General features: G+C 71.0%; 12 protein-coding genes. 6 read left to right on the top strand and 6 right to left on the bottom strand.

Annotated elements, in window-relative coordinates:
* Positions 1 to 109 precede the first annotated feature (109 nt).
* Complete coding sequence (locus tag QSK25_RS19995; protein WP_285640219.1) at positions 110 to 1,867, top strand: ABC transporter ATP-binding protein; 1,758 nt, start codon at positions 110 to 112, stop codon at positions 1,865 to 1,867.
* Positions 1,868 to 1,916: 49 nt separating this feature from the next.
* Here the strand turns inward: QSK25_RS19995 and QSK25_RS19990 are convergent, their stop codons facing one another.
* From QSK25_RS19990 to QSK25_RS19970, 5 genes are all read right to left on the bottom strand, one after another.
* Positions 1,917 to 3,011 carry a sensor histidine kinase gene (locus QSK25_RS19990; protein WP_285640217.1) on the bottom strand — a complete coding sequence of 365 codons (1,095 nt, stop codon included), beginning with the start codon at positions 3,009 to 3,011 and terminating at the stop codon, positions 1,917 to 1,919.
* The gene (locus QSK25_RS19985; RefSeq protein ID WP_285640215.1) at positions 3,008 to 3,667 is read right to left on the bottom strand and encodes a response regulator; all 660 of its coding nucleotides are present in this window, start codon (positions 3,665 to 3,667) and stop codon (positions 3,008 to 3,010) included. The genes QSK25_RS19990 and QSK25_RS19985 overlap by 4 nt, the downstream gene beginning before the upstream one ends.
* 245 nt (positions 3,668 to 3,912) lie before the next feature.
* Positions 3,913 to 5,214, bottom strand: a complete 1,302-nt coding sequence (locus QSK25_RS19980; protein WP_285640214.1) for a DUF418 domain-containing protein — start codon at positions 5,212 to 5,214, stop codon at positions 3,913 to 3,915.
* A 330-nt stretch (positions 5,215 to 5,544) separates the two neighbouring features.
* Entirely contained in the window at positions 5,545 to 6,624 is a 1,080-nt protein-coding gene (locus tag QSK25_RS19975; RefSeq protein ID WP_285640213.1) for a sporulation protein, read from the bottom strand.
* Positions 6,625 to 6,872: 248 nt separating this feature from the next.
* Positions 6,873 to 8,054 carry an epoxide hydrolase family protein gene (locus QSK25_RS19970; protein ID WP_285640212.1) on the bottom strand — a complete coding sequence of 394 codons (1,182 nt, stop codon included), beginning with the start codon at positions 8,052 to 8,054 and terminating at the stop codon, positions 6,873 to 6,875.
* A 103-nt stretch (positions 8,055 to 8,157) separates the two neighbouring features.
* On the opposite strand from QSK25_RS19970, the gene QSK25_RS19965 reads away from it, so the two are divergent.
* The 3 genes from QSK25_RS19965 (at position 8,158) to QSK25_RS19955 (ending at position 10,378) form a co-directional block, all read left to right on the top strand.
* Complete coding sequence (locus tag QSK25_RS19965; protein WP_285640211.1) at positions 8,158 to 8,790, top strand: TetR/AcrR family transcriptional regulator; 633 nt, start codon at positions 8,158 to 8,160, stop codon at positions 8,788 to 8,790.
* A 10-nt stretch (positions 8,791 to 8,800) separates the two neighbouring features.
* Entirely contained in the window at positions 8,801 to 9,193 is a 393-nt protein-coding gene (locus tag QSK25_RS19960; protein WP_285640210.1) for a PPOX class F420-dependent oxidoreductase, read from the top strand.
* A gap of 165 nt (positions 9,194 to 9,358) precedes the next feature.
* On the top strand, positions 9,359 to 10,378 hold the full coding sequence (locus QSK25_RS19955) for an aldo/keto reductase (RefSeq protein ID WP_285640209.1): 1,020 nt from the start codon (positions 9,359 to 9,361) through the stop codon (positions 10,376 to 10,378).
* Between the two features lie 51 nt (positions 10,379 to 10,429).
* Here QSK25_RS19955 and QSK25_RS19950 read toward each other — a convergent pair whose 3' ends face one another.
* Positions 10,430 to 10,837 (bottom strand): MerR family transcriptional regulator, encoded by a 408-nt coding sequence (locus QSK25_RS19950; protein WP_285640208.1) that lies wholly within the window; start codon positions 10,835 to 10,837, stop codon positions 10,430 to 10,432.
* Here QSK25_RS19950 and QSK25_RS19945 point away from each other — a divergent pair.
* Complete coding sequence (locus tag QSK25_RS19945) at positions 10,836 to 11,609, top strand: SDR family NAD(P)-dependent oxidoreductase (protein ID WP_285640207.1); 774 nt, start codon at positions 10,836 to 10,838, stop codon at positions 11,607 to 11,609. The two genes, QSK25_RS19950 and QSK25_RS19945, sit on opposite strands and share 2 nt — an antisense overlap.
* 204 nt (positions 11,610 to 11,813) lie before the next feature.
* Complete coding sequence (locus QSK25_RS19940) at positions 11,814 to 12,383, top strand: VanZ family protein (RefSeq protein WP_285640206.1); 570 nt, start codon at positions 11,814 to 11,816, stop codon at positions 12,381 to 12,383.
* The last annotated feature ends 2 nt before the right edge of the window (positions 12,384 to 12,385 follow it).

The raw sequence follows: 12,385 nt of genomic DNA, 5'->3' as shown, positions 1-12,385 counted from the left end.
CCGCCGAGCGGTGGTGGGGCCGAGGATCGAGACGCCGGTCCGCGGCGGCGCTTCCGCCTGCCCGGATCGCGCTTCGCGTTCACCACCGGACAAGACGGAGTTGTTTCCCGTGCGCACCCCGATCGATCGCACGACCTTGCGAACCCTGCTGGGGTACGCCAGACCGCAGCGGCGCACCATCCTCTGTGGAGGGTTGCTCGTCCTGCTGAGCGGTCTCGCCGCCGCCGCGCTGCCGTTGGCGGCCAAGGAACTGGTGGACCGCCTGGGGGCGGGTGGCGGGATCACCGGCCTGCTGGTGTTGCTGGTCTGCCTCGCGCTGACCGGTGCCGTGATCGCGATGGCCGGCAACTACCTGCTCGAGCGCGCCGCCGAGTCGGTCGTGCTGGGCGCCAGGAAACGGCTGGCCGGTCGCCTGCTCTCGTTGCGGGTGCCGGAGTTCCAGCGGGCCGAGCCGGGCGATCTGCTGTCCCGGTTCACCGGTGACACGACTTTGCTGCGCGAGGTGTGCACGCACGCTCTCGTCGGCCTGGTCACCGGCTCGGCGACGACGGCGGTCATGGTCGTGATGATGGGCGCGATGGACCTCGTCCTGCTGGGCATCACCCTGGCCGTGCTCGCGGTCGTGGCGCTGCTGGCACTCGCGGGCATGCCGATGATCGAGAAGGCCTCCCACGCCGCTCAGAGCGCGGTCGGTGAGACCGGTGCACGGCTGGAACGGGTGCTCGGCGCGTTCCGCACCGTCAAGGCCGCCGGCGCCGAGACCAGGGAACTCGCCGCCATCGAACGCGGAACCGAGGACGCCTGGCGTGCCGGTGTCCGTTCCGCGCGCTGGGAGGCGTTGGTGCACGGCTTCAACGGTCTCGCGGTGCAGGCGTCGTTCCTGGCCGTGCTCGGCGTCGGCGGCGCGCGCGTCGCGACCGGGGCGATCCCGCTGTCCACCCTGGTGGCGTTCCTGTTGTTCCTGTTCTTCCTGGAGGAACCGATCGGGCAGGTCCTGCACGCCGGCAGCAAGCTGCAGGTCGGGTTCGCCGCGGTGCGCAGGCTCGGCGAGGTCGAGCGGATGCGGACCGAACCCACCGGCACCGGCACGTCCGTCGGTGTCAGGCCCGCCGGGCAGGGTTCCGCACACCTCAGCCTCTCCGGCGTGCGCTTCCGGTACGGCCCCGACCTGCCGGAGGTCCTGCGCGGCGTGAGCGTCGACGTCCCCGCGTCGGGCATGACGGCCTTCGTCGGTCCGTCCGGCGCGGGCAAGTCCACCCTGTTCGCACTGCTCGAGCGGTTCTACGAACCGGACTCGGGGCACATCCGCCTGGACGGCCGCGATCTGGCGGACTGGGACCTGGCGGAGCTGCGCGCCGGCATCGGGTACGTCGAGCAGGACGCGCCACTGCTGTCCGGTTCGTTGCGCGAGAACCTCGTCTACGGCCGGCCGGACGCGACGGACGAGGAGGTCCGCGACGTCGTGGCGCAGACGAGGCTGGACTCGCTGGTCGACCGGTTGCCCGCGGGGCTGGACACGCCGGTCGGGCACCGCGGCACCTTCCTGTCCGGCGGTGAGCGGCAACGGGTCGCGCTCGCCCGCGCGTTGATCAGCAGGCCGCGGGTGCTGCTGCTCGACGAGATCACCTCGCAGCTGGACGCCCTGAACGAGACGGCGATCAGGGACGTGGTCACCATCGCGGCGAAGACGATGACGGTGCTGGTGGTGGCGCACCGGCTGTCGACGGTGACGCGGGCGGACCGGATCGTGGTGCTCGACAACGGCACCGTGCGGGCCAGCGGCACGCATGACGAACTCGTCGTGAGCGACCCCTTGTACGCCGAGTTCGCCACGACCCAGTTGCTCACCGGCGAACACGGCGGATGAGCACGAGGCCCTGCGGACCGGTGGTCCGCAGGGCCTCTTCCGGAGAAACTCAGCGGTGTGCCGCGAGCGGCAGGCTGAGGCGCAGCTGGAAGCCGCCGTCGGCCGTCTGTCCGGTGTGGAGCTTCCCGTCCAGCAGCGCCGCGCGCTCGTGCAGTCCGACCAGCCCGTGCCGGGCGCTGGGGAGGGCGAGGTGCGGCCGGGTCGGCCGGGTGTTGGTGACGGTCACGGTGAGGTCGGTGTCGTCGTGGCTGATCTCCACGGTGGCGCTCGCACCGGGAGCGTGTTTGCGCACGTTGGTCAGCGCTTCCTGGATGGTGCGGTAGATCGCGCGCTGCACGGGTGGTTCGAGGCCGTCCGGTGCGGCGCCGACCAGGCGGGCGTCGATCGCGCTGTTGCCGATGAGGCGTTCGAGGTCGGTGAGCGTGGGCTGCGGCGTGAGTTCGGTGACCGGGGTGCCGGAGGCGCGCAAGAGGTTCACCATGTGCCGCAGTTCGTCGAGCGTGGTCACCGACAGCTGCCGCACGTTCGCGGCGGCCAGCCTGGCGTCGGGGTCCGCGGTGCTGACCTGGAGCGCTGCCGCCTGCACCGCGATCAGGCTCACCTGGTGGGAGACGACGTCGTGCATCTCGCGGGCGAGCTGGTTGCGTTCCTTGGCGAGGATCGCCTCGGCGTCGAGCCGGCGTTCGTGCTCCCGCGCCTCCCTCACCTCCTCCAACCGCAGCGCCAGCTCACGCCGCGAGCGCAGGAACTGGCCCAGCAGGATCGGGGCGAGCGCGGTCATCGTGAAGTAGATGACACCGAGCAGCGTGTAGGAGTCCCAGATGGACGGAGCGAAGTCCGTGGTCGGGAAGATGAAGCCGACCGCGGCCAGCAGGCCGCACCCGGCGAGGACCCACCAGTCGCGGTAGCGGCTGGACACCACGTAGAGACCGATGATCGCCGGGACGATCGCACCGGGGTACAGCACCGCGGGCAACGTCGCCAGGAACGCCGGCAGCGGCAGGCGTTCGAGCAGCAGCAGGGCGAGCACCGCGACCGCGATCGGGACGAGGCCGTACGGATCGTCCTCGCTGATCATCGTCAGCACTCCCTCGGCCACCGCGAGCACGAGCACCGCGACGCGGACCAGCAGGCGGGAGTTCACCGCGGCTCCTCGGTCGCGTCGAGCAGCCCCGCGCGCTGCGCCACGAGGGCGGCCTGCACCCTGCTGCCCACGCGCAGTTTGGTGAGGATGGCGCTGACGTGGTCTTTCACCGTGCCCACGCTGATGTGGACCTGCGCGCCGATCTCGGTGTTGGACAGCCCCTCGGCGATCAGCACGAGCACCGCGCGTTCGCGTTCGCTGAGCAGACCGACCTGCTCGGACGCCTTCGAGCCCGCACCGGAGCCGAGGTAGCCGTCGACGACCGTGCGGGTCACCTTGGGGGAGAGCACGACGCCGCCGTGCGCGAGGGTGCGGACCATCTGCGCGAGTTGCTCGGGACCGGTGTCCTTGAGCACGAACCCGGCGGCACCCGTCCGCAGTGCCGTCGCGATGTACTCGTCCGAGTCGAACGTCGTCAGCATCGCCACCACCGGCGGCGGCGTGAGGCCCCGCAGCTGACGCAGGATCGTGAGCCCGTCCACGTCGGGCATGCGGATGTCGAGCAGCACGACGTCGGGCTTGAGCAGGCTGATCTCCCGCACCGCCTGCGCCCCGGTCGCGGTGGCGACCACCTCGATGTCCCCGGCCGCCTGCAGGATGAGGCGGAACCCCGTCCGCACCAGCTCCTCGTCGTCCACGACGACCACCCGGATCATGCGTTTCTCCTTTGTGGATCTGCAGGCCTGCAGTCTCCCCAGTGCCGGTGCCGGCCCGCCATCCGGGAGCTGGCAGGTGCGCCCAGCCGGTCGGCTGGTCCGGGCCCGCCGACCGGCGGGGCGTGCCTGGGACCCGAGCACCGGGCGACGAGCGTGCTGCCGGACGTCAGCACGCTCGTCGCCCGGTGCAACCGTGGCTGAGCGCTGTACCACCGCACTGCTCCGCCCGGTGGGGCGGCCAGTTCTCAGCGGACGTGCTTGGCCGGCTTGGTGGCGAGGTTGAGCAGGTACTCCAGTGGTCCCCTGGTGAAGAAGCGGGACCAGATGAAGGCGAACGCCATGGCACCGAGGATGAACATGAGCACCGGCGTCCAGGACGTCTGGGACTCGGACCCGGCGGTCACACCCGTCAAGCCGCTCCCGGAGCCTCCGCCGCTTCCGGACATCTGGGACGACAGCAGGAAGTGGCCGACGTAGGCCGTCAGGGACATGGTGCCCACGGCGATGATCGGCGCGGCCAGGCGCCGCAGCAGCGGCAGGCGGTCGATCGCCGTCATCGCGAGCACGACGACGGTGATCGCGACCCCGATGCAGCCGATGACGTCGAACGGCATTCCGCTGTGCGGCCCCGAGGTCAGCAACGACCAGACCGATCCCGTGGTGCCGGGCGGCATCGCGTCACCGGCGGTGCCGAGGTCTCCCAGGGCGCCGAGGTCCTTCGGACCCTTGCCCGCGACCGAGCCGCCGGGGCTCGCGGCTTCCCGGACGCCGTCGACCAGCCGGGCCAGCAGCCAGGAGGTGCCGTAGGCGAACAGGGCGAGAGCGGGACCGAACACGGCCAGCCGCTTCCGCACGTCGCCGGAGGACACGTCCAGCCGGCCCAGCGCCATGCCGGCGATGATGAACGCCATCCAGGGAATCGCGGGGTAGAAGCCGGTGAGCAGGAGGTCCAGCAGCCCCGCGCCGCCGAGCTGGGCGAGCGGGTCGTAGGCCTTCAGGGCAGCCCTGACCGGGTCGGTGATCAGCGACCTGAGGCCGAAGGCCAGCAGCGGACCGGCGACGGCGACCCCGGCCGCGACGAGCGCGAGCGTCCTGGCGCCCAGCCGCAGCAGCGGCATGGCCAGCAGGAAGAAGAGCCCGTAGGAGGCGAGGATCACCACGTCCCCGTAGAACGCGATCATCACGGTGCCCAGGACGAGCAGGATCAGGGCGCGGATCGCGATCCGCGCCTTCGCCTGCCGTCCGGCCACACCGGTCTTCGGCTCGAGGCGGCCGGCGATCAGCATCAGCGAGAACCCGGCGAGCGTGGCGAACAGGGCCGACGAACGCCCTTCCGTCAGGTGCCGCACCCACGCCCCGACACCGCTCGCCTCGGTCGCGGAAGGACCGAGGTGCACGACGTACATGCCGAACACGGCCAGCGCGCGGGCCAGGTCCACCCCGACCAGGCGTCCCGTCGACGACGCGGGCTCGGCCGGCGTCCGGGACCGCGGAGGCGATGTCTCCGGCGCAGCCGAGGTGTCCTGCGGTGGTGGCATCTGTGTCATACGGCCAATCTGGCCGTGCGGAGGGTGACGAATCCATCCGTCAGGTCGGGGTGATCACCCCGCCACCCGGCCGGACCCTCCCGGTCGGCCGGCTCCGTCCAGGGGGCGGCCGATCACCCTGGCGGTGAGGCGGAAACCCCGTCGTGGGACGACACGGGGGCAGGTGGGCGAGGTTCCCGCCTCGGCGATCGGGCCGGGCGTCCGTTCCGCCGCCAGTCCTCAGTGGACATCCACGTCGTGGGTGGAAGTCCACTGAGGACTGGCGAAGGGTGCTGGACAGGCGTCTGCGGGGGAGTGACGCCTGGCCAGCGGGTCTCGTGCCGAGCTCGGTCATCCCTCGTCGTCGCTGAAGAACTCCTCGGCCATGCTGCTGATCGCCATACCACCGAGCACGCCACCCGCACCTGCGGCGAGCATGCCGCCCATGCCCGCCCCACGCCGCTGACCGTGCTGGTCGTGGTCGTCACGGTCGTAACCGCGGCCGCCGTACCCCGGCTGACCGCCATACCCTGGCTGACCGCCGTACCCGGGGTGACCGCCGAAGCTCGCCTGCCCGCTGAACGCGGGGTTGTGACCGGCCTGCCCGCCGAACGCCGGGTTGCGGGCGGCTCCGCCGAACGCGGGGTTCGCCCGACCACGCTCGGCGAGCTGCGTGAGCCAGCCGCTGATCGCCGCGGCCCAGTCGGTGACCTGCGCCTCCTGGTGCGAGAGCCGGAGGTGGCCGGACGTGTCGCCACCCGACGAGAACCCGCCACGGCGCCGGTCGGCCTCCAGGACCACGTGCAGCTCGTTCGCGGTGGCCACGAAGGTCAGCTCGACCTGGTTCACCCGGCCCGCGTACTGGGCGGGCGGGAAGAACTCGAGCTCCTGGTAGAAGCCGAGTTCGTGCGGGACGCCGGGCAGGCGCCCGGTCTCGACGCCGGCACCGCGGAAGGAGAAGCCGAGCTGCCCGAACGCGTCCAGCACCTTGTTCTGCGAGGGCAGTGGACCGACCAGGACCGGGTCGAGATCGCCCTTGTCGGGTGCGCCCGAGACGACCAGTTCGGTGCGCACACCCACGCTCAGCCCCGGCAGGGCGGCGCCGCCGACCGCGGTGATCGGCGTCTCCCAGGGCACCGGCAGCTCGAACGGGATCGAGACCAGCTGACCGGCGGGCACCCGCAGACCCTGCTGCGCCACCATCCGGGAGAACTCCGCGACGTCGTCCTGCCCGTCACCGCCGCCGAAGCCGCCGCGCTCCACGCGGGTGACCAGAGACAGCACGACCTGGCCCACCTCGGCGTCCGAGCTGCCGCCCTGGATGCGGACCTGTCCGGTGAGGGGCTGGCCGGGCACGGCGTGCGGCGAGTCCAGCACGGTGTCGACGGACGGGCCTCCGATGCCGAAGGCGTTCAGCATTCGACTGAACATGACGAGTCTCCTCTTTGGACGGATGAGGTCAGTTCTGGTGCGACGTCGTCCAGGCGTTGGGAAGTCGTGCGCCCGTACGGTGCCGTGTTCCAGCGTCGTGGGCTGCCGGTGTTGCTCACAGCTGCTGGGCGTCCGGAACAACCCGCCACCCGGCTGGACTCGACCCCGCCGATCGGCCGGGAGGCTTGCGCCGCAACGTCCTCCCGGCGTGTCGTGACACGAGTGGACGGTGGTCGTCGCGGGAGTGCTCACGGCCGGGAGGTCCGCAGCGGCCGGAAGGTCTTCCGGATCTCCTCGGTGAGGACGTCCGGTTGTTCGAGGGCGGCGAAGTGACCGCCTCGGTCGAGCCGGGCGTGGTGCAGCACCGTCTCGTAGCGCCGCTCGAGCCAGCGCCGGGACGCCTGCACCGCCTCACCGGGGAAGATGCTGAAACCGGCGGGGACGGGGTTCGGCTGCCCGGGACCGGTCGGCGTGCCGCCGCCGAAACCCTCCTCCCAGTACAGCCGGGCGGAGGACGCGGAAGCGTTGGGCAGCCAGTAGAGCATGACGTCGTCGAGGAGGTCGTCGCGGTCGATGACCTCCTCGGGGACGCCCCCGCTGTCGGTGACGTCCTGGAAGAGCGTGTAGATCCAGGCGGCGAGTCCTGCCGGCGAGTCCGCGAGCGAGTATCCGATCGTCTGCGGCCGCGTCGCCTGTTGCCGGGCGTACGCGCTCTGCCGGTCCTGGTAGTGCTGGGCGCGAGCGATCATCCGGCGCTCCTCCTCGGTCGCCTCTTCGACCTCCTGCGCGGTGGGGAAGACCAGCGGCAGGGTGAAGTGCGCGCCCCGGCACCGTTCGGGCACCTTGCGGGTGATCTGTTCGACGACGGCCGCACCCCAGTCGCCGCCCTGGGTGAAGTAGGTGCCGTAGCCCAGGCGGTGCATGAGGGTGATCCACGCGTCGGCCACCCGCGAGGTGTTCCACCCGGTCGTCGTGGGCTTGCCGGAGAAACCGAAGCCCGGCATCGACGGGATCACCAGGTGGAACGCGTCGCGGGCGTCGCCTCCGTGCGCGACCGGATCGGTCAGCGGGCCCGCGAGGCGGCGGAACTCCAGGATCGAGCCGGGCCAGCCGTGGCACAGCAGCAGTGGATCGGCGTGCGGCTCGGCAGACCTGACGTGCAGGAAGTGGATGTCGATCCCGTCGATGACGGTGTGGGACGAGCCGAGGTCGTTGATGTCCCGCTCGGCGCGGCGCCAGTCGTAGTCCGACGCCCAGTGCTCGCAGAGATCGCGGATGCGCGCCAGTTGCGGTCCCTGGCTGCCGTCGGTGGCGGTCTCGCGGTCCGGCCACCGGGTGGCGGCCAGGCGGTCGCGCAGGTCCAGCAGATCGGCCTCGGGCACGGAGATCGGGAACGGCTCGACGGCGTCGTGGGCGGGTGTTGAGGACACAGGGGCGCTCCGTGGGAGTTGAGGAGGGAGGACGTGATCGTAGGAGTAAGTGGAAGAACTATTCAACTTGGAATTTTGCTTCCGCTTGTCTAGGGTCCGAGGTGTGACCGAAGCTGTTCCCCCTCTGCGCCGGGACGCCGAGCGCAACCGCCAGTTGTTGCTCCGGACGGCCGGCGAGCTCATGGCCTCGCGGGGGCTGGACGTCCCGTACGAGGACATCGCGAGGGCCGCCGGCACCGGGATGGGCACCGTGTACCGCCGTTTCCCGCAGCGGCAGGACCTGCTGGACGCCCTGTTCAGCGAGCACGTCGACACGGTGATCGACATCGCCCGCGAGGCCTCGCGGTACGACGACGCGTGGGCTGGACTCGCCTGGTTCCTCGAACGGCAACTCGAGATCGAGGCGCAGAGCCGGGGCCTGGGTGAGTTGCTCCGCAGCCGCGATCAGGCCACCGAACTGGTGCAGCGGGCGCACGAGGAGATGACACCGCTGGTCGCGGACCTCGTGCGACGGGCGGTCCGGGCGGGACAGCTGCCGGCCGGGGCGACGCCGGCCGACTTCGCCGCGGTGCACGTGATGGTGGGCAGCGTCATGGACGCCTCCCGCGAGCACGCCCCGGGGTTGTGGCGACGTGCCCTGCGGATCGCCCTGGCGGGCCTGCGGCACGCCGACCTGTCCGGCGACCGGCCGGACGAGACGGTCATCGACCACCTCTACCACGACCAGGCGAAATGAAGGCCGGCTCATGACGACACTGTCCGACGACCTGATCGACGTCCTCAACGGCAGGGCGATCTGCTTCGTGACCACGCTCATGCCGGACGGGTCGCCGCAGATCTCCCAGACCTGGGCGGGAACGGACGGCGAGCACGTCCTGATCAACACGGTCGACACCCACCAGAAGACCCGCAACGTCCGGCGTGACCAGCGGGTCGCCCTCGGCATCGCCGACCCCGCGGCACCCTCGCGGTACTGGGCCCTGCGCGGCAGCGTCGTGGACATCACCGAGGACGGAGCCCGGGAGCACATCGACGAGCTGTCCGAGAAGTACATCGGCCGCCCCTACCCCGGTTTCGGTGGCGGTGAACAGCAACGCGTCGTCCTCACCATCAAGGTCGACCGGACGCACACGCCCTGATCACGATGTCCGCGCCGACTTGCGTCCACTGCGGACAAAGGGCGCACTCGCGGCTGTCGATTGCCGCCCGCCGGACGGGCCGAGCGACGCGTCGCTCCCGCGGCTCGATAGCCTGGATCAGGCAAAGGCTCCCGAACTCCTTCGCCCCCAGCGGAAGGATCTCCAATGGCTCAGCTCGGCCGCTCAGGCATCGAAGTGTTCCCGTTGGTGCTCGGTGGGAACACGTTCGGCTGGACCAGTGACGAGAAGGCGTCGCACCGGGTCCTGGACGCGTTCGTCGAGGGTGGCGGGAACTTCATCGACACCGCGGACAGCTACACCGCGGACGTGCCGGGCAACTCCGGTGGCGAATCGGAGACGATCATCGGGTCCTGGCTGGCCGCGCGCGGGAATCGCGACGACCTGGTCATCGGTACCAAGGTGAGCCGGCACCCCGCGTTCAAGGGGTTGGCCGCCGGCACCGTCACGGCGGCCCTGGAAGCCTCGCTGACGCGGTTGGGGATCGATCACGTCGACGTCTACTACGCGCACTTCGACGACCCCAAGACGCCGCTCCACGAAACCGCCGGTGCGTTCGACGCGTTGCACAAGGCGGGCAAGATCCGTGTGGTGGCCCTGTCGAACTACACCGCTGCGAGGATCGCGGAGTGGCTCGACATCGCCCGCCGCGAGGGCTACGAGCCGCCGGCGGTCGTGCAGCCGGACTACAACCTCGTGACGCGGCACCGCTACGAGCGTGAGATCGCTCCCGTCCTGGCCGGGGAGGGGATGGTGGCGGTGCCGTACTTCGCCCTGGCAAGCGGCTTCCTCACCGGCAAGTACCGGCAGGTCGGCCCGTACCGCAAGGCGCTGCCGTACTTCGAGCTGATCGGCGCGTTCCTCACCGGCAAGAACCGCAGGAACAGGCAGGAGTTCGGCGAGATCGTCCGGCGCGTCGTCAGCAGCCGGTACTTCACCGCGGCGGGGCTGGCGGTGGTCGAGGCGGTCGAGGACATCGCGTCCGCCAGGGGAGTGGCGATGCCGACCGTGGCGCTCGCCTGGCTGCGCGGGCGTCCTGGGGTGGTCGCCCCGATCGCGAGCGCGCGCACCGTCGAACAACTGCCCGCCCTGATGGCGTCGGCGGAGTTCGAACTCACCGCGGACGAGACGACCGCGCTCGACGAGGTTTCCGCGCGCGTCAAGTGAATCGGCGTCGTGGCGTTCGGTCATGATGGTGGTCGACGCGCGACGCCACGGTCAACGGGACACGTGGCCGGCGGCGAGGTAGGTGTCCAGCCGGCGGCGGCGTTCGGCTATGAGCTGTTCCTGCCGCACGAGTTCGTCGCGGACCTGCCGGACGCGCGTGAGGAGTCCGGCGCAGTCGCCACGCGGGTGCTCGTCCTGGGCGCACGGCAGGATTTCACGGACCACGTCGGAGGACAGACCGGCGTGGAAGAGGTCCTGGATGAACGCGACCACCTCGACCGACTCGGGGGCGTACTCGCGGTACCCGTTGGTCCGGCGCTCGCTGCGCAGCAACCCCTGCTCTTCGTAGTAGCGCAGAGCCCGGCTGCTGACGCCGGTCGCCTTGCTCAGCTCGCCGATGCGCATGAGCCAGTTCACCTTGACCTTGACGTGGACGTCAAGGTTTAGCGTCGAGACCATGACCACAGCAGCGCAGATGCGCGCCAAGTTCGCCGTCGTCACCGGCGCCTCCACCGGCATCGGGGCGGCCATCGCCGAGCGGCTGGCCGCCGGGGGAGCCCACCTCGTCCTGGTCGCCCGCGGTGCGGACGCGCTCGAGGAGGAGGCCGCGCGGCTGAGCCGGCGCCACGGGGTGACCGTGCGCGCCGTCCCCCTCGACCTCGCCACCGCGGACGCGCCCACGCGGCTGGCCAAGGCGTTGTCGGACCAGGACATCGAGGTGGAGCTGCTGGTCAACAACGCCGGTGTCAGCGCGCGGGGGCCGGTGCTCGACGGTGACCCGGCGCGGTTCCGGTCCTTGGTCGACGTCAACGTCAGCGCGTTGACCGAGCTCACCACGCTCCTGTTGCCCGCGATGGTCGCCCGCGGCCACGGGGCCGTCGTCAACATCGCGAGCACGGGGGCGTACGCACCCGCGCCCCACCTGGCGGTCTACGCGGCGACGAAGGCGTACGTCCTCTCGTTCACCCAGGCGCTGTGGGCCGAGACCCGGGGCACCGGGGTCAGGGTGGTGGCGGTCAGCCCCGGTCCCACGAAGACGCCGATGAACGCCCGCGGCACGCGGAGCGCCGACGCGGTCGCCGCCACGGTGTTGCGCGCCCTGTCGGGCAGCGGACCGGCGGTCGTCGACGGCAGGGCCAACGCGCTGGTCGTGTTCCTGTTCGGCAGGCTGCTGCCGAGGCGGCTCACCCTGGCCATCGGGCGGCGGCTGATGGCCAGGGGCGGTGCCTGACGGAGCAACGTCCACGCCGCGGCTGGGCCGGCAGCGGGCCCGGCGGTCGATCGAGTCGGGCGACCATTCGAGACGGTGGATTCGCCGAAAGGCGGGGGGTTTGCGTAGAAGGGAGTCGGTGGCAGGACGCGTGGCCGGCCCGCAGGACGATCGCCCCTGATGCTTCACGGCCGTGTGGTGGATCCTGAAAGGACTCGATGCGAAGTGGACGTGTTCGACCCCGTGCCGGTGCTTCCGGTGGTGGTTCCCTTGGCGGCGGTGGTTTTTCTGGTGCTGCTGTGGGTCCTGCACCGGCGTGGCGGCCTCACGGTGCCGCGTGCCTGCGTCGCTCTCGCGCTCTGCGTGTACGTCGCCGGAGTTGTCGCGAACACGGTGTTCCCGATCTACCTGAGCGCGCCGGCGACGGAGTCGGGCTGGACGGTCCACTTCGGTCTGATCGACGGCTACACCGTCGGTGACGCGGTGGGGAACGTCCTGGTGTTCGCACCTGTGGGCATGATCGTGCCGCTGCTGCTGGCGACACCTTCGTGGTGGCGTGTGCTGGTCGCGTCGACGGCGTTCAGCGCCGTGGTCGAGGTGAGCCAGTTCTTCGCGAGCAACCTCGGGAACGGTGGCCACCTCGCCGACGTGAACGACCTGTTCTTCAACGTGGTCGGCGGTGTGCTGGGCTACGGCGTGTTCTCCCTGCTGAACCGGGTGCCGGTCCTCGCCTCCCTCATCGACCGGTTCCGCTGGACCGGCCCGCGTCCGGTGGTCAGTTCCTCACCGCGGTGACC

The sequence above is a fragment of the Lentzea sp. NBRC 102530 genome (assembly GCF_030269365.1).
GTDB lineage: Bacteria > Actinomycetota > Actinomycetes > Mycobacteriales > Pseudonocardiaceae > Lentzea.
This window is presented reverse-complemented; position numbering and strand designations above follow the sequence as displayed.